Genomic DNA, 24,572 nt, shown 5'->3' on the forward strand with positions numbered 1-24,572 from the left:
AATGCCGGTCGGTTTTCTGACTCAAGAGCAACGCGACGGTTTTGGCCGCTATGTTGATTCGCCCAGCCGTGAAGAGCTGGAACGTTACTTCCACCTGAGCGATGAAGACCGTGAAGCCATCCAGGTGCTGCGGGGTAACCATAACCGTCTGGGTTATGCCGTTCTGCTGACCACCGTCCGCTTCGTTGGCGTTCTGCCGGACAAGCCCGCCGCCGTGCCGGTGGAAGTCCTGCAGGTGCTTTGCCGACAACTGGCGATTCCAGACCCCGACTGCCTCCAGCGCTATAGCGATCATCGCCGCTGGATACATGCCACCGATATTCAGAACCGCTTTGGCTATCGTCATTTCACCGATCCGGGCATCGGCTTTCGCTTGAGCCGCTGGCTGTATGCCCTCTGCTGGACGGGCACCGACCGGCCGGGAGTGCTGTTTGAGCGAGCCACCTCGTGGCTGTTCACACAGAAAGTCCTCCTGCCTGGTGTGTCTCAACTAGAGCGCTTTATCGCCCAGTTGCGCAGTCGGGTCGAAGAACGCCTCTGGTTTACGCTGGGCCGCAGCGTGACTGAGGAACAGCGATTGCAACTGCAAGACTTGCTGACGGTGGCCGAAGGCAACCGCAGCTCCCGGCTGGATCAATTGCGCTCCGGCCCGGTCATGGTCAGTGGCCCCGCGTTGATTCGGGCACTGCGCCGGCTCGATGACGTGCGCGGCATCGGCATCACCTTGCCGGCGGCGGCGCACATCCCTCCCAGCCGTATCGCCGCCCTGGCCCGCTTCGCCAACACGGCCAAGGTCACCGCGATTAATCGGCTGCCGGCGTCGCGGCGGATGGCGACACTGGTGGCCTTCGCACTCTGCCTGGAGGCGACTGCGCACGACGACGCACTGGAAGTCCTGGAGGCCTTGCTGCGCGACCTGTTCAGCAACGCGGAGAAGGCCGACAAGAAAGCCCGCATGCGCAGCCTGAAAGACCTGGATCGGTCGGCCGCGACGCTCGCCGCCGCGTGCAAGGTCGTGCTGGACAGCTCGATCAGCGATGACAACGTGCGCGCCCGGCTGTTCAACGACCTGCCGAGGACCACCCTGGAAAAGGCCCTGGAAGAGGTCAACGCGCTGATCCGCCCGGTAGATGACGTCTATTTTCTTGCATTGGAAGCGCGCTACCGCAGCGTGCGCCGCTTCCTGCCCGACCTGCTCAAGCACATCCGCTTCGGCTTCAGCCCGGCCGGCAAGGGCGTGGCGGCTAGTCTGGAGTGGCTGCAACTGAACCTGCCGCGCCGGAAGCCAGAGGATGACGCGCCGCAGGAGATCGTGGCCAAGGCTTGGCAGAAGCACATCACCCGCGAAGATGGCTCCCTCGACATGGGTGCCTATGTGTTCTGCACGCTCGATGCGCTGCGCACGGCCCTGCGCCGCCGCGATGTCTTCGTCTCGCCCAGTTGGCGCTATGCCGACCCGCGCCTTGGCCTGCTCGACGGTGCCGAATGGCTGGCGGCGCGACCGATCATCTGCCGGTCACTGGGCCTGACCATCGACGCCAAAACCACCCTGGACGCCTTGTCCGTCGAGCTGGATGCAACCTGGCTGGCAGTAGCCGCGCGCCTGCCCGACAACCCGGCGATTCAACTGAGCGAGAACACCGAGGGCAAGACCGAACTGTCGCTCGGGGCGCTGGACAAGCTGGACGAGCCCTGCTCGTTGCTGCAACTGCGGGCGGCCGTGTCTGACCTGATGCCGCGTGTCGATCTGCCGGAAATCCTCTTGGAAATCGCCGCCCGCACTGGCTTTTCCGAGGCCTTCACCCATGTCTCCGAACGCAATGCACGCGCCGACAACCTGGTCACCAGCCTCTGCGCGGTGCTGTTGGGCGGGGCCTGCAACACCGGCCTGGAGCCCTTGATCCGCACCGACAACCCGGCGCTGCGCCGTGACCGGCTGTCCTGGGTCAGCCAGAATTATATCCGCGACGACACCCTGTCAGCGGCTAACGCCATCCTGGTCGGAGCGCAAAGCCAACTGGAACTGGCCCAAGTCTGGGGTGGCGGCGAGGTCGCCTCCGCCGATGGCATGCGCTTCGTCGTACCGGTGCGCACCGTGCATGCCGGCCCCAATCCGAAGTATTTCGGCACCGGCCGGGGTGTCACCTGGTACAACCTGATTTCCGACCAATTCTCCGGCCTCAACGCCATCACCGTGCCCGGCACGCTGCGCGACAGCCTGGTGTTGCTGGCGGTCGTGCTGGAACAGCAGACCGAGTTGCAGCCGACGCAAATCATGACCGACACCGGGGCCTACAGCGATGTGGTGTTCGGGCTCTTCCGCCTACTTGGCTACCACTTCAGTCCGCGGCTGGCCGATGTCGGCGGTACCCGCTTCTGGCGCACGCGCCCGGACGCGGACTACGGCAAGCTCAACGGGCTGGCCCGCCAGTCGGTCAAACTCGACCTGATCGCCGAGCACTGGGACGACCTGCTGCGCCTGGCCGGCTCGCTCAAACTCGGCCGGGTGCCGGCGACTGGCATCATGCGCACGCTGCAAACGGGAGATAGACCCACCCGGCTGGCCCAGGCGCTGGCCGAATTCGGGCGGATCGAAAAGACTCTGCACACGTTGACCTATATCGACGACGAGTCCAAGCGCCGCGCCACCCTGACCCAGTTGAACCGAGGCGAAGGCCGGCACAGCCTGGCCCGCGCCGTGTTCCACGGCAAACGCGGCGAGCTCCGCCAGCGCTACCGCGAAGGCCAGGAAGACCAGCTCGGTGCTCTGGGCCTGGTGGTGAACATCATCGTGCTGTGGAACACCCTCTACATGACGGCGGCCGTGGAACGGCTCAAGCAGCACGGCTATCCAGTGCTGGAAGAGGATTTGGCCCGGCTATCGCCGCTGATCTACGAGCACATCAACATGCTCGGGCGGTATTCCTTTGCGGTACCGGAAGAAGTTGCGCGCGGCGAGCTGCGGCCACTGCGTAATCCAGACGACGACCTGTGATCCCCCTAAACGCTATGAGCAACACCCAAGCTGCTGCTGGATCGGCGGGCACTTCACCGAGCCGAACGAACAGAAAACGCAGCAATCCCCTGGGTTGGGGCGCAGCAGCGCCTTGCAGTTGCTGCACTCGTAATAGAACTGGCAGGCGTCCGTGGGCATGGTTTCCGGCTTGGCGAAGCCGCAGCGCGGGCAAGTCAGCACGGACTCAAGGACAATGGCGCTCATCGTGACCTCACTTCTGCACTGTGGAGGGGTATCCCGCGTTCGCGGTCGCCTCAGTCAGTGCCTCGGGCTGGGCCTTATCGGGATCGTAGGTGACGGTCGCCGTCTTCTGGTCGAAATTGACCTGGACGTCACTCACGCCGGACACCTTCTCCAGCGACTTCTTGACCGTGATCGGACAGAGTCCGCACGTCATGTTCTGCACGTCGAGCGTGACGGTTTTCGGGGGAGCCGCCAGCGCCACGAAGGGCAAGGCGAAAAGCACGGCGATCAGCAGTTTGCGCATGGTTAATCTCCTTCAGTAGAACAGCGGGGCGAGCCACGGCACGGCCAATAGGCCGAGCAGCAGCACGCTGACGATCCAGAACACGAGTCGCTGTCGCACGAGCGTGCGCGGATCGGCGCAGGGTGTACCTGGCGTACAAACCTGTGGCACCAGGTAGAGCTTGCGGAATGCCAATCCCAGGAACAGTAGAGTCAACCCGATGAAGAGGGGGCGTAGTGGCTCCATCATGGTCAGAGCGCCCACCCACGTACCGCCGACACCGAGTGCCAACAGCACCAGTGGCCCGACACAGCACACCGACGCACCGATGGCGGTCAGCGAACTCGCGACCAGCGAGCCTTTCCCGGTGAGTTGCATCCCCATTCCCATCTCCTGAGCCTGATTGCCTAGGTGCTATTCTAAACTCCGTACCAAAGTACGGAATCAAGGAGAAAGTGATGGCCACAGAGCTGACCATTGGCAAGCTGGCAGACGCCGCCGGGGTGAACGTCGAGACGATCCGCTACTACCAGCGACGCGGGCTGCTGGATGAACCAGCCAAACCCTTGGGTGGCCATCGGCGCTATCCGGTGGACATGGTGAAGCGACTGCGTTTCATCAAGCGGGCTCAGGCGCTGGGTTTCACGCTCTCGGAAGTCGGTGGACTGCTGACGCTGGATGAGTCGTGCGCCTGTGCCGAAACGCGAGCACGGGCTGCACGCAAGCTCGCGTTGATCGAGCAGAAGATGGCCGACTTGGTCGTCATGCAGCAACTGTTAGGCGAACTGGTGCAGCAATGTGATGCGGGAGACGGCGGAACGATCTGCCCGATCATCGAGGCACTGATCAGAGAGTAATGCCTGGCGGGTGAGCTGGAGATCGGAAAGCCCCTTTACGGTGGGATTCAGAGCTTACGTTGGTTTTTGGTTCCATTGCTCCCCAAACCCCACTATCGCGCAGATCAGTCACCGCACTGAGATCCCACGCGCCGCCGTGCGTCGTTGCCTGCATACGCTGATCAAGCTGGGCTACGCCACCACCGACGGGCGCACCTACTCGCTGCTGCCAAAGGTACTGACCCTCGGCCACGCCTACCTGTCGTCGACACCGCTGGCGGTCACCGCTCAGCCAATTCTCGACCGCATCAGCGAGCAGCTGCACGAAGCCTGTTCGATGGCCACTCTGGAGGGCGACGAGATTCTCTATATCGCCCGTTCGGCCACGCCGCAGCGGCTGATCTCGGTCGACCTCAGCGTCGGCAGTCGGCTGCCGGCCTATTGCACCTCCATGGGGCGCATTCTGCTGGCCGGTCTCGATGACCTGGCTCTAGACGATTACCTGGAACATGCCGACCTGCAGGTAAAAACCAGCCGTACTATCCACACAGCCGCAGGCCTGCGCGCGAATATCGCCGAGATCCGTCAGCAGGGCTGGGTGATCATCGACCAAGAACTGGAGATCGGCCTGCGCTCGGTTGCCGTGCCGCTGAAGGACTCCGCCGGCCAGGTGCTAGCCGCGCTGAATGTCGGCACCCATGTCAGCCGCGTATCACGTCAGGAACTGGAGTCGCGCTACCTGCCGGTGCTGCTGGAAGCCAGCCAGGAACTGAGCACACGGCTGTTTCACTGAGGCGTTTAGCTACAAGCAGTGTGCGTTAATCGCACACTTGGCTAAAGGTTGAATTGAGTCGCGCGTCCGCCCCCGCATACTGTCAGGCCGTTTGCCGCAGGTGTTGCCTGACACTTTGCCGCGACCGTTTATCCAGCCGCAGCGGGTGATCGCTCTGGCTCGCATAGAATCAGTCATAGCCTGATAAAGAACTGCGCCGAAACCGTACGCAGTGACATAACAACAAATTGAGTACCTAGTTGATGGACAGTTGCCTGCTCAGCGCTGCGAGTTGCGTGTTCGACCGTGCCGACCCCTACGCGGTGTCCAGCTATGTCAACGAGCACGTCGGCTGCCACGATATTCGTCTGCCGACCATCGGCCATCCTGAGGCCTCGCTCAATCACCGCAAGTTCGCCAGCCTGGACCTGTGCCGTATCAGCTATGGCGGCAGCGTTCGGGTCATCTCGCCGGCGCTGGAAACCATCTACCACTTGCAGGTGTTGTTGCGCGGTCATTGTCTGTGGCGCGGTCATGGCGAGGAACACTATTTCAGCCCGGGCGAGTTGCTGCTGATCAACCCGGACGATCCAGTCGACCTTACCTATTCCGACGACTGCGAGAAGTTTATCGTCAAGCTGCCGTCGATCCTGCTCGATAAGACTTGCCGCGACAGTCAGTGGCAGCGTCCGGCCGAAGGTATCCGCTTCAATCCGCGGCATAGCCTGCAGCAGCTGGAGGGTTTTACCGGCCTGTTGCAGCTGGTCTGCAGCGAGGCCGAGAGTTCGCAGACGGTGCAACAGGTGCAGGAACAGTACACCCGCATCATCGCTACCAAGATGCTGACGCTGCTGGATAACAATGTCAGTCGGTTGGTGCCGGAGCAGGGCGCTGCCAATTTCGAGCGCATCCTGCAGTTTATCGAGGACAACCTCAAACAGGACATCAGCGTCGAACAACTGGCACAGCTGGCCCACAGCAGTCCGCGCTCACTCTATGCACTGTTCGAGCGGCACACCGGCACCACGCCGAAGAGCTTTATACGCCAGAAGAAGCTGGAGCAAATCCATTGCAGCTTGAGTGACCCGGCCTCGCGGGTGCGCAATATCACCGAAGTGGCGCTGGATTACGGCTTTCTTCACCTGGGGCGCTTCTCCGAAAGTTACAAAAGCGCCTTTGGCGAATTACCCTCCGAAACCTTGCGTCGCCGCGAGACCTGATTACGCACCCTCTGCCGAGATAGGGTGGACAACACGAAGCTTGTCCGCCGCTATCGAACGCGCCGCTCGGGCCCACCATCCAATCTTGAATTCCCCTCTCTAGCCCGCCCATCTTGGGCCGGGCTTACTCTGCTTGAACGTCTGCGGCCGCGTATTTGCTAGCTTTTACGGCATTGGTCGATCCGCGCTGGCTTTTGCAGAAAACGGACAAAGGTCCTGCACGAACTGGATATTGTCGGACAGTCCAGAGGCATAGCCTTCATACCGTTGAAACAATAACAACGGAGCCATGGCGATGAACCTGGGACTCGACTACCTGAACGGCCTGCTGCAAGAAGATAAAGAGAAGGGCATTTTCCGCTGTAAGCGTGAGATGTTCACCGATCCTCGGTTGTTCGACCTGGAGATGAAGCACATCTTCGAGGGCAACTGGTTGTACCTGGCCCACGAGAGTCAGTTGCCCAACAACAACGACTACCTCACCACCACCATGGGGCGCCAGCCGATCTTCATCGCGCGCAACAAGGACGGGGTGCTAAATGCCTTCATCAACGCCTGTAGCCACCGCGGTGCCATGCTTTGTCGGCACAAGTCTGGGAACAAGTCCTCCTATACCTGCCCGTTCCACGGCTGGACCTTCAATAATTCCGGCAAGCTGCTCAAGGTCAAGGACCCGGTCGAGGCCGGTTATCCGTCGAGCTTCAACTGTGAGGGCTCGCATGACCTTACCAAGGTTGCGCGCTTTGAGTCCTATCGCGGCTTCCTGTTCGGTAGCCTCAACCCCGACGTGCCACCGTTGGTTGAACACTTGGGCGAGTCGGCGAAGATCATCGACATGATCGTCGATCAATCCGCAGATGGTCTGGAAGTACTGCGCGGCTCTAGCAGCTACATCTACGAGGGCAACTGGAAGCTTACCGCCGAGAATGGTGCCGATGGATACCACGTCAGCTCGGTGCACTGGAACTACGCCGCCACTCAGCAGCAGCGCAAGCAACGCGAGTCTGGCGAAGAGATCAAGACCATGAGTGCCGGCAGTTGGGGTAAGACCGGTGGCGGTTTCTACTCCTTCGACAAAGGCCACCTGTTGCTCTGGACTCGCTGGGCCAATCCGGAAGATCGCCCGCTTTACGAGCGCCGCGACGAACTGGCCGCGGATTTTGGTAAGGCTCGCGCCGATTGGATGATCGAAAACTCGCGGAATCTGTGCCTGTATCCCAACGTTTACCTAATGGACCAATTCAGCTCGCAGATCCGTATCGCCCGTCCGATCTCCGTGGACAAGACCGAAATCACCATCTACTGCATCGCGCCCAAGGGCGAGAGTGCCGAGGCGCGTACCCGGCGCATCCGTCAGTACGAGGACTTCTTCAACGTCAGCGGCATGGCTACTCCGGACGATTTGGAAGAGTTCCGTTCTTGCCAACTCGGCTATCAGGGCAGTAGCGGCTGGAACGACATGTCGCGAGGTGCCGAGCACTGGGTCGAGGGTGCCGATCAGGCCGCCGCAGAAATCGAACTGAAGCCTCTGCTGAGTGGCGTGCGTACCGAAGACGAGGGGCTGTTTGTACTGCAGCACCAGTACTGGCAGCGCACCATGATCGAGGCGCTGGAGAAAGAACAGGCCCAACTGATTCATGTGGAGGGCGCGTGATGAGCATTTCCTATGACGCAGTGCGTGACTTTCTTTACCGCGAAGCTCGCTACCTTGATGACAAGCAATGGGATCAGTGGCTGGAGATGTACACCGCGGACGCCAACTTTTGGATGCCGGCCTGGGACGACAACGACGAGTTGACCGTCGACCCGCAGAGCGAAATCTCGCTGATCTGGTACGGCAATCGTGGTGGCTTGGAAGACCGGGTGTTCCGTATTAAGACCGAGCGTTCCAGTGCGAGCATCCCGGATACCCGCACCTCGCACAACATCAGCAACATCGAGATCCTCGAACAGGCAGATGGGTTGTGCAAAGTGCGCTTCAACTGGCACACCCTGAGCTTCCGCTACAAGACCGTGGACAGCTACTTCGGCAGCAGCTTCTACATCCTCGATGTGCGTGGCGATAGCCCGAAGATCAAGGCCAAGAAAGTGGTGCTGAAGAATGATTATGTGCGTCAGGTCATCGACGTTTACCACATCTAATCACTGCTTCAGAGTCGGCCCGGCTCGCATTCAGACCGTAGGCCTGCTGGCTTGTGGTGAGAGCTCGGTCGCGCCGACATCGCCTGTAACCATTGCCCAGCGAGGTGTGCCATGAGCCACAAGATCGCACTGAATTTCGAAGACGGGGTCACCCGTTTCATTGATGCCGACGCCAGCGAAACCGTGGCAGACGCCGCTTACCGCCAGGGCATCAATATCCCTCTGGACTGCCGAGACGGCGCCTGCGGCACCTGCAAGTGCTTTGCCGAGGCCGGCCGTTACGAGTTGGGCCAGGAGTACGTCGAGGACGCCCTGACCGAGGAAGAGGCCGAGCAAGGTTTTGTGCTGACCTGCCAGATGCGCGCGCAGAGCGATTGTGTGGTCCGCGTGCCGGCCTCCAGCGAGGTGTGCAAGACCCGTCAGGCCAGCTTCGAGGCGGCAATCAGTGCAGTGCGTCAGCTCTCCGATAGCACCATCGCGCTGTCGATCAAGGGTGAAGCACTGAGCAAGCTGGCGTTTCTGCCGGGCCAGTACGTCAATCTCAAGGTGCCGGGTAGTGAACAGACCCGCGCCTACTCCTTTAGCACCCTGCAGAAGGACGGGGAAGTCAGCTTTCTGATCCGCAACGTGCCGGGCGGACTGATGAGCAGTTTTCTCACCGGGTTAGCCAAGGCAGGCGACAGCATGACCCTAGCGGGTCCCCTAGGCAGTTTCTACCTGCGTGAGATCAAGCGTCCGTTGTTGCTACTGGCCGGCGGCACCGGCCTGGCACCGTTCACCGCGATGCTCGAGAAGATCGCCGAGCAGGGCAGCGAGCATCCACTGCACCTGATCTATGGGGTGACCAACGATTTCGACCTAGTGGAAATGGACAAGCTTGAGGCCCTGGCTGCGCGTATCCCCAATTTCAGCTTCAGCGCCTGCGTTGCCAATCCGGACAGCAGCTACCCGCGCAAGGGCTACGTTACTCAACACATTGAGCCCAAGCACCTCAACGACGGCGAGGTGGACGTTTACCTGTGTGGTCCTCCGCCTATGGTCGAGGCTGTTAGCCACTACATCAGTGAACAGGGTATCGAACCGGCGAACTTCTACTTCGAGAAGTTCGCCGCCAGCGCCTAAAAGCTTCTTTGGTTCGCTTACCTAGTAGGCGGGCCTTTTTTATTCAGCTAGGCCGTGGCCAGCGTTGATTGAGGTCGGGATTATGAACAAGCGCTTTCAAGACAAGGTCGCAGTGGTCACTGGTGCCGCTCAAGGCATCGGTCGGCGGGTGGCCGAGCGCATGGCTGAAGAGGGCGCACTCCTAGTACTGGTCGACCGTTCCGAGCTGGTTCATGAACTGGCTGACGAGTTGGCCGGCGTCAGCCCGGTGCTTTGCCTGACCGCCGATCTCGAGCAGTTCGTCGAGTGCCAGCGCGTCATGGCCGCTGCTACCGAGCACTTCGGTCGCCTGGATATTCTGGTCAACAACGTCGGTGGCACCATCTGGGCCAAGCCGTTCGAGCACTACCAGGCGCATGAAATAGAGGCCGAAGTGCGTCGCTCGTTGTTCCCCACCCTGTGGTGCTGCCACGCCGCGCTGCCGCAGATGTTGGAGAAGGGCAGTGGTGCCATCGTCAACGTCTCCTCCATCGCCACCCGTGGCGTCAACCGCGTGCCCTACGGCGCGGCCAAGGGCGGGGTCAACGCGCTGACTGCGTGCCTGGCTTTTGAGACCGCCGAGCGCGGCATCCGCGTCAATGCCACAGCTCCTGGCGGCACCGAGGCACCGCCACGGCGCATTCCGCGCAACGCGGCTGAGCAGAGCGAGCAGGAGAAGGGCTGGTACCAGCAAATCGTCGACCAGACCTTGCACAGCAGCCTGATGAAGCGCTACGGCACGATCGACGAACAGGTTGGCGCGATTCTCTTCCTGGCGTCTGACGATGCGACCTATATCACCGGTGTGACCCTGCCGGTTGGTGGCGGTGACCTCGGCTAAAGCGGCCCCCAAAAAGCATTACCCGAGCAATTCACAATAAAAACAACAGAGAGAACCGATGCCATGCGACTAGACGTACACCAGGTTATCGACAACGCGCGCTTTGACCGCTTTCACTGGATGGTTATGACGCTCTGCGCGCTGCTGTTGATTTTCGATGGCTACGACCTGTTTATCTACGGTGTAGTGCTGCCGTCGATCATGCAGGAGTGGGGCCTGACTCCGCTGCAGGCCGGCGCTCTGGGTAGCTACGCGCTGTTCGGCATGATGTTCGGTGCCCTGGCTTTCGGCACCCTGGCCGACAAAATCGGCCGCAAGAAGGGCATCGCCATTTGCTTCGCGCTGTTCTCCAGCGCCACCATCGTCAACGGCTTCGCCGGCAACCCGACCGAATTCGGCATCTGCCGTTTTATCGCCGGTCTTGGCTGTGGCGGCCTGATGCCTAATGCGGTGGCGCTGATGAACGAGTACGCGCCCAAGCGTCTGCGCAGCACCCTGGTGGCCATCATGTTCAGCGGCTACTCGGTGGGTGGCATGCTCGCCGCCGGCGTTGGCATCTATATGCTGCCGCGTTTCGGCTGGGAGTCGATGTTCTTCGCCGCCGCCATCCCGCTGCTGCTGTTGCCGCTGATTCTGTGGAAACTGCCGGAGTCGGTGGGCTTTCTGCTGCGTCAGGGCCGTCAAGAGCAAGCCCGCGCAGTGCTTCAGAAAGTCCAGCCGGGTCTGCAGATCGATGCTGCCGACCAACTGCAGATGAGCGACACCAAGGGCAAGGGCGTTGCGGTATTTGAGCTGTTCCGTGATGGCCGCGCCCTGCGCACTCTGTGCTTGTGGCTGGCGTTCTTCTGCTGCCTGCTGATGGTCTACGCACTGAGTTCCTGGCTGCCGAAACTGATGGCCAACGCCGGCTACAGCCTGGGCTCGAGCCTGTCGTTCCTCCTGGCGCTGAACTTCGGCGGTATGGCCGGAGCGATTCTCGGCGGCTGGCTGGGCGACCGCTTCAACCTGAGCAAGGTGATGGTGGCCTTCTTCGTTGCCGCCGCCGTATCGATCAGCTTGCTCGGTTTCAAAAGCCCGACGCCGCTGCTGTATGGCCTGATCTTTATCGCCGGCGCGACCACCATCGGTACGCAGATTCTGCTGTACGCCGGTGCCGCGCAGTTCTACGGCATGTCGATCCGTTCCACCGGTCTTGGCTGGGCCTCGGGCATTGGCCGCAACGGTGCCATCGTTGGCCCGCTGCTGGGCGGCGCGCTGATGGGTATCAACCTGCCGCTGCAACTGAATTTTCTCGCCTTCGCCGTACCCGGTGCCGTCGCTGCCATCGCCATGAGCGTGTTCGCCATCAGCGCCAAGCGCCGGCAGATCACGGTCGGTGAGCTGATCGGCACCAAGGCCTGAGCCTTAACCGTTTAACTGGAAGTGTGAAATGAGCCAAGTCCTGATCGAAAGCGTGTCGGCGATGATCGTTGATCTGCCGACCATCCGCCCGCACAAGCTGGCGATGCACACGATGCAACAGCAGACCCTGGTACTGATCCGCGTGCGCTGCAGCGACGGCCTCGAAGGCATCGGCGAATCGACCACCATCGGTGGCCTGGCCTATGGCAACGAGAGCCCGGAGAGCATCAAGCAGAACATCGACAGCCACCTCGGCCCGCTGCTGGTCGGGCAGGACGCGGGCAATATCAATGCCGCCATGCTGCGCCTGGACAAGGCGGCCAAGGGCAACACCTTTGCCAAGTCCGGTTTGGAAAGCGCGCTGCTCGACGCTCATGGCAAACGACTGGGCCTGGCGGTCAGCGAGCTGCTTGGCGGCCGCGTGCGCGATAGCCTGGAAGTGGCCTGGACCCTGGCCAGCGGCGACACCGCCCGCGATATCGACGAGGCGCAGCAGATGCTCGCCATCCGCCGCCATCGCATCTTCAAACTGAAGATCGGTGCCAACCTAGTCGAGCAGGATCTCAAGCATGTAATTGCGATCAAGCGGGCGCTGGGTGACAGCGCCAGCGTGCGCGTGGACGTCAACCAGTACTGGGACGAGTCCCAGGCCATCCGTGCCTGCCAGGTACTGGGCGACAACGGTATCGACCTGATCGAGCAGCCGATTGCGCGGATCAACCGGGCAGGGCAGGTGCGCCTCAATCAGCGCAGTCCGGCACCGATCATGGCCGACGAGTCGATTGAAAGCGTGGAAGACGCCTTCAGCCTGGCGGCTGACGGGGCGGCGAGCATCTTCGCCCTGAAGATCGCCAAGAACGGTGGCCCACGTGCCGTGCTGCGCACCGCGGCGATTGCCGAGGCGGCGGGCATTGCCCTGTACGGCGGCACCATGCTCGAAGGCGCGATTGGCACCCTGGCTTCGGCCCATGCCTTCGTCACCCTGCGCCAACTGACCTGGGGCACCGAGTTGTTTGGCCCGCTGTTGCTGACCGAGGACATCGTCAGCGAGCCGCCGTTGTACTGCGACTTCGCCCTGCAGGTGCCGCGCACCCCCGGCCTCGGCCTGACCCTAGACGAAGAGCGCCTGGCGTTCTTCGCCCGCAAGTGACCTGAGAGGAAACCGCCATGTTGTTCCACGTAAAGATGACCGTAAAACTGCCGGCCGACATGCCCCCAGCCCAGGCCGCCAAGCTCAAGGCCGACGAGAAGGAACTAGCCCAAGGCCTGATGCGTGTAGGCAAGTGGCGCCACCTGTGGCGCATCGCCGGGCACTACGCCAACTACAGCGTATTCGACGTGGCCAGCGTCGAGGCGCTGCACGACACGCTGCTGCAGCTGCCGCTGTTCCCCTATATGGATATCGAAATTGACGGCATCTGCCGGCATCCCTCATCGATCCGTGACGACGATCGTTGATAAGCCCTAGAACAAAAAATCGAGGACACCACCATGACCGTTAAAGTTAGCCACACTGCCGAAATTCAGAAGCTGTTCAACGAGGCTGCCGGCCTCACTAACGACCAGGGCAGCCCACGGGTCAAGCAGATCATCCTGCGTCTGATCAATGACGCGGCGAAGCTCATCGAAGACCTGGAAATCAGCGACGACGAATTCTGGCACGCGGTGGATTACCTCAATCGCCTGGGCGGGCGCAACGAAGCCGGCCTGCTGGTGCCTGGCCTGGGCCTGGAGCACTTCCTCGACATCCTGCAGGATGCCAAAGATGCTCAGGTCGGCCTCACCGGCGGCACCCCGCGCACAATCGAAGGCCCGCTGTACGTGGCGGGCGCACCGGTCTGCGAGGGCGAGGCGCGGATGGACGATGGTACTGAGCTGGAAAAGGCCACTGTGATGTTCCTCGAAGGCGTGGTACGTGACACCCAGGGCCAGCCGGTGGCTGGCGCGGTGGTCGACCTGTGGCATGCCAATACCCAGGGCAATTATTCCTACTTCGACCAAAGCCAGAGCGCCTACAACCTGCGCCGGCGCATCGTCACTGATAGCAATGGCCGCTACAGCGCGCGCAGCATTGTGCCGAGTGGCTACGGCTGCTCGCCAGATGGCCCGACCCAGGAATGCCTGAACCTTCTCGGCCGTCACGGTCAGCGTCCGGCGCATATTCACTTCTTTATCTCCGCACCGGGCCATCGGCACCTGACCACCCAGATCAATCTGTCCGGTGAGCAGTACCTGTGGGACGACTTCGCCTACGCCACCCGTGATGGTCTGGTTGGCGAGATCATCTTCGTCGAGGACGCGGCCGCCGCCAATGACCGCGGCGTGCAAGGTACCCGCTTTGCCACGCTTGCGTTCGACTTCCAGCTGCAGCAAGCACCGGCTCCCGCTGCCGAACAACGCAGCGCCCGTCCGCGAGCATTGCAGAATGCGTAGGGTGCTCCGCGCGCACCATTAAGGGCGCACCCTTGAGAGTGGTTCGAGCCACTCTCAAGGGTTAATACAACGAGAGCATCCCTTGGGGGACGCCACCGCTAACTTGCGAGGCCCGATGACAGCCTTATGCAAAGACTTCAGCCTGTCTGCCCTGGTCGCAGGTTTTATCGCCACGCTTATCTCCTACGCAGGGCCGCTGGTGATAATCTTTCAGGCCGCCGAAAGCGCTGGCCTGTCCCACGCCGTGGTCGCGTCCTGGGTGTGGGCGATCTCCATTGGCAGCGCCGTTCTTGGTATCGGCCTGAGCCTGCGTTACCGGGTGCCCATCGTCATCGCCTGGTCGGCACCAGGCTCGGCGCTGCTGGTGTCGCTTTTACCGCAGATCAGCCTGAACGAGGCGGTTGGTGCTTATATTGTCGCCAATGTGATCATCCTGCTGGTCGGCTTGTCGGGCACCTTCGACCGCCTTATCGGCAGGCTGCCCGGTGCTATCGCCGCAGCCATGCTCGCCGGAATCCTGTTCAGCTTCGGTGCCCAGCTGTTTCTGTCGATTGATGAGCAGCCGACGCTGGTGTTGGCGATGTTCGCCACCTACCTGCTGGTCAAACGCCTGGCCCCGCGTTATGCGGTGATGGCGGTGCTGCTGGTCGGTACTCTGATCGCCTTGGCCAGCGGCCAACTGCGCCAGGACGCGCTGGTGTTCGAACTGGCCATACCGCTGTGGATCAGCCCCGAGTTCAGCCTGGCGGCGATCCTCAATATTGCTTTACCTCTGGTGCTGGTGGCTCTTACCGGGCAGTTCGTGCCGGGCATGGCGGTGTTGCGCGCCGCCGGCTACTTGACTCCGGCCAGCCCGATCATCAGCGTCAGTGCCCTGGGCAGTCTGCTGTTGGCACCGTTTGCCTGTCATGGGTTGAATCTGGCGGCGATCACCGCGGCTATCTGCACCAGCCGCGAGGCCCATGAAGACTCGAGCAAGCGTTATGTCTCGGCGGTGGTCGGTGGTGGGGTCTACCTACTGTTCGGCCTGTTCGGCGCGACCCTGGTGTCGCTGTTCGCCGCCTTTCCCAAGGCGCTGATTGCCGCCCTCGCGGGTCTGGCTTTGTTCGGTGCGATTGGCACGGCACTGGCCAATGCCATGGGGCAGCCGAATGATCGCGAGGCGGCGTTGATCACCTTTTTGGTCAGTGCCTCGGGCATGAGCTTCCTCGGCCTGTCCGCTGCCTTCTGGGGTCTGCTGTTTGGCATTGCCGCGCACTTGCTGCTGAGCTGGCGAGCCGCGGCGGCACCTGGCACCGCCACGCCACAGGCCAATCACAGCGCGCCGTTTCACCACCACTGAATCTGCTGTCTGCGCAAAGGCGCAGGCGGTATTCAATCTTGTCCGGTCTTGCGGAGCCGGATTATTAGCCCAAGGAGTCACTATGTTGCGACATTCCCATGGACCTTGGTTACAGAGCATGGCCGCGCTGTGCGTTCTGGGTGGCCTGTGGTCTGGTGTTTTCGTCTTCTGGGCACTTGGTGCCGCGCTGTTATGTGGGCTGCTGGCGGCTATCGCCTATGCTTGGCGGCCGCCGCTACCCGTCCCACAGACCGTCTATATAGAGGTGCCGGTACCCATGCCGGCACCACTCAGCGCCGTGCTGCCGCCGGCTGCGCCGCGGCTGCCCAATCTGGGTCAACCGCTGCGCGAGTTGCTCGACAGCATCCAGCGCAGCGAGGCGGATATGCAGTACGCCACTGAACTGGCACGCGCCGGTGGCGAGAAGGTGCAGGCATGCGCGACCAGTATCCAGGCCGCGGCGGCCGCCATCGAACAGCTCAGCGGCTATATGGGCGAGGTGGAGCAGCTGTTCAACGAACTGGGCGCGCAGTCCACGCGCATTGCTTCGTTAGTCGGCGGCATCCAGGACATCGCCCGGCAGACCAACCTACTCGCGCTGAATGCCGCCATAGAGGCCGCCAGGGCAGGGGAGCAGGGCCGTGGCTTTGCCGTGGTTGCCGACGAGGTGCGCCACTTAGCCACCCGCGCCAACGACTCCAGCGAGCAGATCCGCCAGATCGCCAGCAGCCTGCAGAGTTCGGCCGATGAGGCGCGGCTGGGTATGCAGCACGCCGCCGACGCCACCCGCAACGGCCTGCACACCACCGGTGCGGCCCTCCAGGCTATAGCCGAGATGCGCGCCGGGGCTCAGGCGCGCCAGGAGATCGTGCTACGCATCGTCGCCCAACTGGCCGGCCAGCGCGAACGCACCTTGCACCTGCAGGCGTTGTGCGCGCCCCGGTCGCGGTAGCTGGCTGAAAAATACACAGATATGTTCGATTATCGCACAAGTAGTCGATTATCGGATTGTTTGCATATAGGCCCGGCGTTAACGTCTGTTCACCGGCGTAGTAACGCCACGACACCATACGAGAATCCTCATGGCTGAAATCCTCACTCTTCGCGAAGCCATCCAGCGCTTCGTCCACGACGGCGACAGCATCGCCCTCGAAGGCTTCACCCACCTGATCCCGACTGCGGCGTCTCACGAGATCATCCGCCAGGGCCGCAAGGATCTGACCCTGATCCGCATGACCCCGGATCTGGTCTACGACCTGCTGATCGGTGCCGGTTGCGCCAAGAAGCTGATCTTTTCCTGGGGTGGTAATCCCGGTGTAGGTTCGCTGCATCGCCTGCGTGACGCGGTGGAGAAGGGCTGGCCGCAGCCACTGCAGATCAGCGAGCACAGCCACGCCGCCATGGCCAACGCCTATGTGGCCGGTGCCTCAGGCCTGCCGTTCGCAGTGCTGCGCGGCTATCAGGGCTCGGATTTGCTCAAGGTCAATCCGGACATCAAATTCATCCAGTGCCCCTTCACCGGCGAGCAGTTGGCTGCCGTGCCCAGCGTGCGCCCGGACGTCACCGTGATCCACGCGCAGAAGGCAGACCGCAAGGGCAATGTGCTGATTCAGGGCATCCTCGGCGTGCAGAAGGAAGCTGCCCTGGCCGCCAAGCGCTGCATCGTCACCGTGGAAGAAATCGTCGACGAGTTGAACGCGCCGATGAACGCCTGCGTGCTGCCGGGCTGGGCGTTGACTGCTGTGTGCCTTGTTCCGGGCGGCGCACATCCGTCCTACGCCCACGGTTACTCCGAGCGTGACAACCGCTTCTACCAGGCCTGGGACCCGATCGCCCGCGATCGTGAAACCTTCACCGCCTGGATCGATACCTATATCCGTGGCACTGCCGATTTCGCCGCCTATCAGGCCAAGCTTCAGGAGGCCAAATAATGAGCGCCTACAGCACCAATGAAATGATGACCGTGGCCGCCTCGCGCCGCCTCGGCAACACCGACGTGACCTTCGTCGGCATCGGCCTGCCGTCCAAGGCCGCCAACCTGGCGCGCCTGACTCATGCCCCGGACGTTACCCTTATCTACGAATCCGGCCCGATCGGTGCCAAGCCGACCGTACTGCCGCTGTCCATCGGTGACGGCGAGCTGGCCGAGACCGCTGACACCGTGGTGCCGACCGGCGAGATCTTCCGTTACTGGCTGCAGGGCGGGCGCATCGACGTGGGCTTTCTCGGCGCGGCTCAGGTCGATAAGTTCGGCAATATCAACACCACCGTAATTGGCGACTACCACAATCCGAAAGTACGCCTGCCGGGTGCCGGCGGCGCGCCGGAGATCGCAGGCTCGGCGAAGAAGGTGTTTATCATCCTCAAGCAAGGCCACCGCACCTTCGTCGACAAGCTGGCCTTTATCACCTCGGTTGGTCATGGCGAAGGCGGCGAGCATCGTCAGCAGCTGGGCCTGCCTGGTGCCGGCCCGGTGGCGATCATCACCGACCTGTGCATCATGGAGCCGGAAGCCGGCAGCAAGGAATTCGTGGTCACCTCGATCCATCCTGGTGTGAGCCGCGAGCAGATCATCGCCGCCACCGGCTGGCCGATCCGATTCGCCGCCCAAGTGGTCGAGACTGCGGTGCCCGAGGCCTTTGAGCTGGAGGCGCTGCGCGCCCTCGAAGCACGCACAGCAGCGGCCCACGGCCAGGCCGGAGGTGAGGAATGAGCCGCGACGTCTTCATCTGCGACGCCATCCGCACGCCGATCGGCCGCTTCGGCGGCGGTTTGGCCGCAGTGCGTGCCGACGACCTGGCGGCCATCCCGCTCAAGGCATTGCTTGAACGCAACCCACAGCTTGACCCAGCAGCCATCGATGAAGTGTTTATGGGCTGCGCCAATCAGGCTGGCGAAGACAACCGCAATGTAGCACGCATGGCTCTATTGCTGGCCGGCCTGCCTGACAGCGTTCCCGGTGTGACCCTCAATCGCCTCTGCGCCTCGGGCATGGATGCGGTGGGCAGCGCCTTCCGCGCCATTGCCAGCGGCGAGATGGAGCTGGCTATCGCCGGCGGCGTCGAGTCGATGTCGCGTGCGCCTTATGTGATGGGCAAGGCCGACGGTGCCTGGAGTCGCAACCAAAAAATCGAAGACACCACCATCGGCTGGCGCTTTATCAACTCGCTGATGAAGGCGCAGTACGGCGTGGATGCCATGCCGCAAACCGCCGACAACGTCGCCGATGATTACCAGGTCAGTCGCGCCGACCAGGACGCCTTCGCCCTGCGCAGCCAGCAGCGTGCCGGGCGCGCCCAGGCCGAGGGTTTCTTCGCCGAGGAAATCGTTGCGGTCACGATCAAGGGCAAGAAGGGCGACAGCGTGATCGAGGCCGACGAGCATCTGCGCCCGGACACCACGGCCGAGGCGCTGGCCAAGCTCAAGCCGGTCAATGGCGAGGGCAAGACCGTTACCGCCGGCAATGCCTCGGGGGTTAACGATGGTGCGGTGGCACTGATTCTTGCCTCCGCCTACTCGGTGCAGAAGTACGGGCTGACTGCCCGTGCCAAGGTGCTGGGTATGGCCAGCGCCGGCGTGGCACCACGGGTGATGGGCATCGGCCCGGTACCGGCAGTGCGCAAGCTGCTCGATCGCTTGAAGATCAGCATCCATGACTTCGACGTCATCGAACTCAACGAAGCCTTCGCCGCCCAGGGCCTGGCCGTTACCCGCGAACTGGGCCTGGCCGACGACAGCGACAAGGTCAACCCGAATGGCGGTGCCATTGCCCTCGGCCACCCGCTGGGTGCCAGCGGCGCACGCCTGATACAGACCGCCCTGCATCAGCTAGAGAAATCCGGCGGCCGTTTGGGGCTGGCAACCATGTGCGTCGGTGTTGGCCAGGGTTTGGCGTTGGCAATACAACGGGTTTGAGCCGACTGTCACCGATTGCTGTTATCGCGATGGCTTACGCCTGCGGCTAACCCATCCTACGCACCCGTAGGATGGGTTGAGCGCAGCGATACCCATGCCGTCATGACAAGCGCTGGATTCATCACGCCAGTGCTGCGAACCTAGGCTGTAATCAAGTGCCTTTGGGAATACACCTCTTGAGTAACCAACTCTTCGACGCCTATTTTAGTGCACCGGCCATGCGCGCTATTTTTTCCGATCACGGTCGGCTGCAGGGCATGCTGGATTTCGAGGCAGCCCTGGCACGCGCCGAGGCGAGCAGTGGGCTGATTCCGCAAGCGGCGGTGCAGCCCATCGTCAGCGCCTGCCAGGCCGAGCGCTATGATTTTGCCGCGCTGGCCCAGGCCATCGTCACCGCCGGCAATTCGGCGATTCCGCTGGTCAAGGCGCTGGGCAAACAAGTCGCGGCGCAGAGCAGCGAAGCCGAGCGCTATGTGCACCTCGGTGCCACCAGCCAGGACACCATGGACAGCGGTTTGATCCTGCAACTGCGGGCGGCTATCACCCTGCTGGAGCGGGATCTGACGCAGCTCGGTGCAGCTCTGGCTGAGCAGGCTGAGCGCCACGCCGATACCCCGCTGGCCGGACGCACCTGGCTGCAACACGCCACCCCAGTGACCCTGGGGATGAAGCTGGCCGGCGTGCTCGGCGCGATTACCCGCCATCGTCAGCGCCTGACCGAGATTAAACCGCGCCTGCTGGTGCTGCAGTTCGGGGGTGCCTCCGGCAGCCTGGCCGCGCTGGGCGAGCACGCCTGGCCGGTGAGCGAAGCGCTGGCCAATGAACTTGGTCTGCAGCTGCCGGAGCAGCCCTGGCATACCCAGCGCGACCGTTTGGTTGAATTCGCCAGCTTGCTTGGCCTGATCGCCGGCAGCTTGGGCAAATTCGGCCGTGACCTCAGCCTGCTGATGCAGACCGAGGCCGGTGAAGTGTTTGAGCCGGCCGCGCCAGGCAAAGGCGGTTCATCGACCATGCCGCACAAGCGCAACCCGGTCAGCGCAGCCGTGTTAATCGGTGCTGCCACCCGTTCGCCCGGTCTGGTCGCGACCATGTTTAGCACCATGCCACAGGAGCATGAGCGCAGCCTGGGTTTGTGGCATGCCGAATGGGAGACCTTGCCGGAGCTGTGCTGTTTAGTCTCTGGCGCGTTGCAGCAGGCGCTGCTGCTGGTGCCGGGGCTGGAAGTGGATGCCGCGCGCATGCGCACCAACCTCGATTTGACTCAGGGCCTGGTGCTGGCTGAGGCAGTTAGCATCGCCCTGGCCCAGCGAATCGGCCGTGATGCCGCTCACCACCTGCTCGAACAGTGCTGCCAGCAGGCGGTGCGCGAAGGCGCACAGCTGCGTCAGGTGCTCGGTGCTAACGCCGAAGTCAGTGCGCAACTGTCCGCCGCCGAGCTGGATCGTCTACTCGACCCGGCCCTGTACTTGGGCCAGGCCCGCCGCTGGGTCGAGCGGGCAGTGGCCGAACACCAGAATTTTTCGAATTAGGAGTTTTTTGTATGCCTGCCGTACAACTCGCCGATGGCGAACTGAACTATTTATTGGAAGGACCGCTGCTCTCAGGTCCAGCTGCTGCCCCTGTGCTGGTCTTGTCCAACTCGCTGGGCACCGACCTGCATATGTGGGATTCGCAAGTTGCGGCCTTCGCCGAACATTTTCGCGTGTTGCGCTACGACACCCGTGGCCATGGCCGCTCGCTGGTCACCGAGGGCAGTTACAGCATCGAGCAGAATGGCCGCGACGTGCTGGACCTGCTGGATGCCTTGCATATCGAGCGCGCCGCGTTCTGTGGCTTGTCCATGGGCGGGCTTATCGGTCAGTGGCTGGCGATCAACGCGCCGGCACGTATCCAGCGCCTAGTGCTGTGCAACACTGCAGCGAAAATCGGCAGCCCCGAAGTATGGAATCCGCGTATCGAAACCGTGCTGCGCGATGGCCAGGCGGCCATGCTGGCGCTGCGCGATGCCTCGATTGCACGCTGGTTTACCGCTGAGTTTGCTGCGGCCCAGCCAGCGCTGGTTGAACCCGTGGTAGGCATGTTGGCCGCCACTTCTCCACAGGGCTACGCCGCCAACTGCGGGGCTGTGCGCGATGCCGATTTCCGCGAGCAAGTCGCCAGCATTGTGGCACCTACCCTGATCGTTTGCGGCACTGCCGATGTTGTGACGACGCCTGAGCATGGCCGTTATATGCAGGAACGCATCCGCGATGCCGAGCTGGTCGAGTTCCATGCCGCACACCTGTCCAACGTCGAAGCGAGTGAGCTGTTCACTCGCCGCGTGCTGGACTTTCTTACTGTTTGAGCATTTTGCTGCGCTTGCGCGCCGCCACTTTCGGAATTCACCCCAATGGACGAAAAACAACGCTACGAAGCCGGCATGCAAGTGCGTCGCGCGGTGCTCGGTGACGCCCATGTCGATCGCAGCCTGCAGCACCTGACGCCGTTCAACCAAGAGTTCCAGGAAATGATCACCCGGCATGCCTGGGGCGATATCTGGACCCGCCCCGGCTTGCCGCTGCACACCCGCAGCCTGATAACCATCGCCATGCTGATCGGCATGAACCGCGAAGGCGAACTGCGCCTGCACCTCAAGGCGGCAAAGAACAACGGCGTGACCCGCGACGAGATCAAGGAAGTGCTGATGCAGAGCGCCATCTATTGCGGTATCCCAGCCGCTAACGCCACCTTCCACCTGGCTGAAGAAGTGTGGGATGAGATGGGCGTCGAGTGCCTCGACTAGCGAAATGGTTTTGGATTTCAGTCTCTACGCCATGCACCGATTCAGCCATTTGGTACTGCGGCCATGGCGCTTATATTAGCCCCATAACAGTGCATGGTGCCTCTATTGAAGGCGAATCGAAGAATGTTCGACCAGTACCTTCATGTCTGTTTCAGTTGATGAAGAATTGAGAGGGCGCACGTATGTGCTTAGAGCTTCAATCATTTACTACCGACAAGACCCACAACGACCCCTTGGTTCAACGTGCACAGATGTGGCTTCAGGATCACTTGACGGAGCAGGTGCGTATGACCGACTTGGCTCAGTTGCTGGCAATTAGCGAGCGCACCTTGATACGTCGTTTTAGGAAGGTTTTAGAGCAGGCACCTCTGACCTACTTGCAGAACTTGCGCATCAGTACGGCAAGGGTGTTGTTGGAGTCTGGTGACCTGAGCATCGAAAAAATCATTCACTATGTTGGCTATAGCGATATCAGAACGTTTTACCGTCTGTTTCGTAAGCGTGTTGGATTCACCCCAGGAGCTTATCGGGCTAGGTTTCAGTCGCTGACGCGGACTTGAGAGACCTTCATTTGTAGAGTGATAGCTGTAAACGTTAGCTGATGTCTTGCGGATCAATCCAGCAGGCTTGGGTCTGTCTATATGAGTCCCAGGGTTAGCGCTTTCAGTGTCGCGGCAGCAAGTGTTGTGCATTGCAGTTTGCGGAACCCACTCTCGACGTGGGTACGCACTGTGCTCGGGCTGATACCGAGTTGGCGTGCTACCTCTTTGTTGCTCCCCCCCCATGCTGATGCGCTGTAGGATTTGCGTCTCCCGTTCGGTCAGCGGACTGTTATTTACGCTGCATGGCGCAATAGCGTTCTCGCCGCGAGCTGCAGCGATTAAATATTGCGGGCCTCGGATAAACGACCGATACCTCGGCTGCATCAGCGTGGCCGGTATCGCGAGGGGGGCGGTGTTCCGCAGTATCGATCGCTGGGGGCATCTGGGTGACGGGGGCTGCACCCGAACAGTGTCGTTCCGCTCCTGCGCGCCGCTCTGCAGGCGGCAGGGCTGCCAGGGGTGTACAGCAGCCATTCGTTGCGCCGCGGCTTTGCTACCTGGGCCACGCGCAATAGCTGGGACCTCAAGGCGCTGATGCAATATGTCGGCTGGAGCGATGGCCAGTCGGCCTTGCGCTATGTCGAGAGCGTCGGGGTGTTCCCGGGACAGCTGAGTACGCCACAACTCATCCCCGATAGGATATTGGCTGACCCGGAGAGGTTGCCGTAGCCGCACCGCAAACGATATTCCTGCTGCGATTACTTTCGCGGAGGAAACACCAGATCGTCGTGTAGGGTGCAGATAAGCCGATGATCTAGCACATGGAACAATGCAGGGTTCTTATCGTCTTGGTCACCAACAAAGAAGAGATAGCTGCGCGATGTTTGCTTAGCTTTTTTGGCGTCCATGCCCTCCTTGCGGGCTACTTCTAGCTCATTCCTGAGCCGCCCGCATGCTACCGCTGACCACTCGCGCCAGTGGACGAGCACTTGGTAGGGCGAAAGCTCTCCATCTACCCATTCCCCCGCATTGAGCGAGATGGTCAGGTGCTCGGGCGACTCCATGGCCTGTGACCATGCCAACTCGCCATAGAACACACGCGCTTGGGCAAACCGCTTAAAACCTTTAGAACGGAGTTTTTTGAAGGCGGTTTGATAGGTCGTCGGGGCGACGCCGGGGACTTCTAGCGAGAGATGCCTATCGTAGGGGAAGCGCAAAAATGCACGGCAGATCGGGCGAATACTGTTGGCTGCGCGTCGTCCCTCTCTGCGAGCTGTGTTGCCCGTTGCGTCCTGCTGACTGACGCTTTGCGTTCGTTGCTCCGCGCGAGGCAAGGCGGGGTCGACAATCGTTCGAGCATCAATCAGTTGTAAGCGGGCTGGGGACAAACCAGGGGAGGTCTCCAACTCGTGTTGGACACTCCTACGCTTGCCGCGAGCAATGACCTTCTTTTCACCCTCTACCCCACAATCCTGGCCGTGAGGGTCGAGAATGAAAAAGTGGGCACGGTATAGATTCTCCGGCCGGTAAGAGCGGGGGAACACTTGGGTATTGCACCCGCTGCACAGGTACCCATCCGCGTTGACTGACGCCAGCAGCTTGAGGTCTTCGGCCTCCACAATTTCCTGTGTAACACGATCACGAGCGTTGTCCATGACGCTTACTTCTCCATGGGTTGGGGGTGTTCGCCTTATTCGCCTCCCAGCATACTGTCCGACGAGATT

Annotated in this window: 25 protein-coding genes and 2 pseudogenes; 22 read left to right on the forward strand and 5 right to left on the reverse strand. The window is 61.7% G+C overall.

From position 1 onward, the window contains the following. Window position 1 precedes the first annotated feature (1 nt). Window positions 2–2,995, forward strand: coding sequence for a Tn3 family transposase (locus ATY02_RS11650; RefSeq protein ID WP_003299771.1), 2,994 nt, complete (start codon window positions 2–4; stop codon window positions 2,993–2,995). 12 nt (window positions 2,996–3,007) lie between these two features. Here ATY02_RS11650 and ATY02_RS11655 read toward each other — a convergent pair whose 3' ends face one another. The 3 genes from ATY02_RS11655 to ATY02_RS11665 are packed head-to-tail and all read right to left on the reverse strand — an operon-like array spanning window position 3,008 to window position 3,866. Next, window positions 3,008–3,220, reverse strand: coding sequence for a GDCCVxC domain-containing (seleno)protein (locus tag ATY02_RS11655; protein ID WP_003089113.1), 213 nt, complete (start codon window positions 3,218–3,220; stop codon window positions 3,008–3,010). Between the two features lie 7 nt (window positions 3,221–3,227). Next, window positions 3,228–3,503, reverse strand: coding sequence for a mercury resistance system periplasmic binding protein MerP (merP, locus tag ATY02_RS11660; RefSeq protein WP_003150552.1), 276 nt, complete (start codon window positions 3,501–3,503; stop codon window positions 3,228–3,230). A 12-nt stretch (window positions 3,504–3,515) separates the two neighbouring features. Further along, complete coding sequence (locus tag ATY02_RS11665) at window positions 3,516–3,866, reverse strand: mercuric transporter MerT family protein (RefSeq protein ID WP_003089115.1); 351 nt, start codon at window positions 3,864–3,866, stop codon at window positions 3,516–3,518. Window positions 3,867–3,940: 74 nt separating this feature from the next. Between ATY02_RS11665 and merR the strand changes: the two genes are divergently transcribed. The 20 genes and pseudogenes from merR (at window position 3,941) to ATY02_RS11765 (ending at window position 22,866) form a co-directional block, all read left to right on the forward strand. Continuing rightward, on the forward strand, window positions 3,941–4,339 hold the full coding sequence (gene merR / locus ATY02_RS11670; protein WP_003089120.1) for an Hg(II)-responsive transcriptional regulator: 399 nt from the start codon (window positions 3,941–3,943) through the stop codon (window positions 4,337–4,339). Window positions 4,340–4,430: 91 nt separating this feature from the next. After that, a pseudogene (locus ATY02_RS11675) lies at window positions 4,431–5,111 on the forward strand (IclR family transcriptional regulator domain-containing protein); the annotation flags it as partial. Window positions 5,112–5,353: 242 nt separating this feature from the next. Then, complete coding sequence (locus ATY02_RS11680) at window positions 5,354–6,310, forward strand: AraC family transcriptional regulator (protein ID WP_068579848.1); 957 nt, start codon at window positions 5,354–5,356, stop codon at window positions 6,308–6,310. A 295-nt stretch (window positions 6,311–6,605) separates the two neighbouring features. Beyond that, complete coding sequence (gene benA / locus ATY02_RS11685; protein WP_068579846.1) at window positions 6,606–7,964, forward strand: benzoate 1,2-dioxygenase large subunit; 1,359 nt, start codon at window positions 6,606–6,608, stop codon at window positions 7,962–7,964. Then, window positions 7,964–8,452: a benzoate 1,2-dioxygenase small subunit gene (gene benB, locus ATY02_RS11690; protein ID WP_068579844.1), complete on the forward strand. Its 489-nt coding sequence runs from the start codon at window positions 7,964–7,966 to the stop codon at window positions 8,450–8,452. Before benA ends, benB begins: the two co-directional genes overlap by 1 nt. Before the next feature lie 111 nt (window positions 8,453–8,563). After that, window positions 8,564–9,574, forward strand: a complete 1,011-nt coding sequence (gene benC, locus ATY02_RS11695) for a benzoate 1,2-dioxygenase electron transfer component BenC (RefSeq protein WP_068579843.1) — start codon at window positions 8,564–8,566, stop codon at window positions 9,572–9,574. A gap of 82 nt (window positions 9,575–9,656) precedes the next feature. Continuing rightward, window positions 9,657–10,433 carry a 1,6-dihydroxycyclohexa-2,4-diene-1-carboxylate dehydrogenase gene (locus ATY02_RS11700; RefSeq protein ID WP_068579842.1) on the forward strand — a complete coding sequence of 259 codons (777 nt, stop codon included), beginning with the start codon at window positions 9,657–9,659 and terminating at the stop codon, window positions 10,431–10,433. 63 nt (window positions 10,434–10,496) lie between these two features. Next, window positions 10,497–11,834: an MFS transporter gene (locus ATY02_RS11705; RefSeq protein WP_068579841.1), complete on the forward strand. Its 1,338-nt coding sequence runs from the start codon at window positions 10,497–10,499 to the stop codon at window positions 11,832–11,834. A gap of 28 nt (window positions 11,835–11,862) precedes the next feature. Then, window positions 11,863–12,984 (forward strand): muconate cycloisomerase family protein, encoded by a 1,122-nt coding sequence (locus ATY02_RS11710; RefSeq protein ID WP_068579840.1) that lies wholly within the window; start codon window positions 11,863–11,865, stop codon window positions 12,982–12,984. 17 nt (window positions 12,985–13,001) lie between these two features. Further along, the gene (gene catC / locus ATY02_RS11715) at window positions 13,002–13,292 is read left to right on the forward strand and encodes a muconolactone Delta-isomerase (RefSeq protein WP_068579838.1); all 291 of its coding nucleotides are present in this window, start codon (window positions 13,002–13,004) and stop codon (window positions 13,290–13,292) included. Window positions 13,293–13,325: 33 nt separating this feature from the next. Next, a complete protein-coding gene (gene catA / locus ATY02_RS11720) occupies window positions 13,326–14,267 on the forward strand; it encodes a catechol 1,2-dioxygenase (RefSeq protein WP_068579833.1) in 942 nt (313 codons plus the stop codon). A 115-nt stretch (window positions 14,268–14,382) separates the two neighbouring features. After that, entirely contained in the window at window positions 14,383–15,609 is a 1,227-nt protein-coding gene (locus tag ATY02_RS11725; protein WP_068579832.1) for a benzoate/H(+) symporter BenE family transporter, read from the forward strand. 490 nt (window positions 15,610–16,099) lie between these two features. Beyond that, window positions 16,100–16,561, forward strand: a complete 462-nt coding sequence (locus tag ATY02_RS36560) for a methyl-accepting chemotaxis protein (protein ID WP_416220679.1) — start codon at window positions 16,100–16,102, stop codon at window positions 16,559–16,561. Window positions 16,562–16,691: 130 nt separating this feature from the next. After that, a complete protein-coding gene (locus ATY02_RS11735; protein ID WP_068579830.1) occupies window positions 16,692–17,540 on the forward strand; it encodes a CoA transferase subunit A in 849 nt (282 codons plus the stop codon). Beyond that, window positions 17,540–18,322, forward strand: a complete 783-nt coding sequence (locus ATY02_RS11740; protein WP_068579829.1) for a CoA-transferase subunit beta — start codon at window positions 17,540–17,542, stop codon at window positions 18,320–18,322. The genes ATY02_RS11735 and ATY02_RS11740 overlap by 1 nt, the downstream gene beginning before the upstream one ends. Then, window positions 18,319–19,524 (forward strand): 3-oxoadipyl-CoA thiolase, encoded by a 1,206-nt coding sequence (pcaF, locus tag ATY02_RS11745; protein ID WP_068579828.1) that lies wholly within the window; start codon window positions 18,319–18,321, stop codon window positions 19,522–19,524. The genes ATY02_RS11740 and pcaF overlap by 4 nt, the downstream gene beginning before the upstream one ends. A gap of 167 nt (window positions 19,525–19,691) precedes the next feature. Then, window positions 19,692–21,053 carry a 3-carboxy-cis,cis-muconate cycloisomerase gene (locus tag ATY02_RS11750; RefSeq protein ID WP_265582650.1) on the forward strand — a complete coding sequence of 454 codons (1,362 nt, stop codon included), beginning with the start codon at window positions 19,692–19,694 and terminating at the stop codon, window positions 21,051–21,053. Window positions 21,054–21,064: 11 nt separating this feature from the next. After that, window positions 21,065–21,868 (forward strand): 3-oxoadipate enol-lactonase, encoded by an 804-nt coding sequence (pcaD, locus tag ATY02_RS11755; protein WP_068579824.1) that lies wholly within the window; start codon window positions 21,065–21,067, stop codon window positions 21,866–21,868. Between the two features lie 45 nt (window positions 21,869–21,913). Next, on the forward strand, window positions 21,914–22,306 hold the full coding sequence (gene pcaC, locus ATY02_RS11760; protein ID WP_068579815.1) for a 4-carboxymuconolactone decarboxylase: 393 nt from the start codon (window positions 21,914–21,916) through the stop codon (window positions 22,304–22,306). A 251-nt stretch (window positions 22,307–22,557) separates the two neighbouring features. Then, window positions 22,558–22,866, forward strand: coding sequence for a helix-turn-helix domain-containing protein (locus ATY02_RS11765; protein WP_228022268.1), 309 nt, complete (start codon window positions 22,558–22,560; stop codon window positions 22,864–22,866). Between the two features lie 77 nt (window positions 22,867–22,943). On the opposite strand, the pseudogene ATY02_RS11770 reads toward ATY02_RS11765, so the two are convergent. Next, window positions 22,944–23,196 (reverse strand): annotated as a pseudogene (locus ATY02_RS11770) (response regulator transcription factor); the annotation flags it as partial. A gap of 135 nt (window positions 23,197–23,331) precedes the next feature. On the opposite strand from ATY02_RS11770, the gene ATY02_RS35980 reads away from it, so the two are divergent. Further along, window positions 23,332–23,577 carry a tyrosine-type recombinase/integrase gene (locus ATY02_RS35980; protein ID WP_416220680.1) on the forward strand — a complete coding sequence of 82 codons (246 nt, stop codon included), beginning with the start codon at window positions 23,332–23,334 and terminating at the stop codon, window positions 23,575–23,577. A 29-nt stretch (window positions 23,578–23,606) separates the two neighbouring features. Here the strand turns inward: ATY02_RS35980 and ATY02_RS11780 are convergent, their stop codons facing one another. Continuing rightward, the gene (locus tag ATY02_RS11780) at window positions 23,607–24,503 is read right to left on the reverse strand and encodes a hypothetical protein (protein WP_068579810.1); all 897 of its coding nucleotides are present in this window, start codon (window positions 24,501–24,503) and stop codon (window positions 23,607–23,609) included. Between the last annotated feature and the right edge of the window lie 69 nt (window positions 24,504–24,572).

This window comes from Pseudomonas sp. BIOMIG1BAC, assembly GCF_001705995.2.
Taxonomy (GTDB): Bacteria; Pseudomonadota; Gammaproteobacteria; order Pseudomonadales; family Pseudomonadaceae; genus Aquipseudomonas; species Aquipseudomonas sessilinigenes.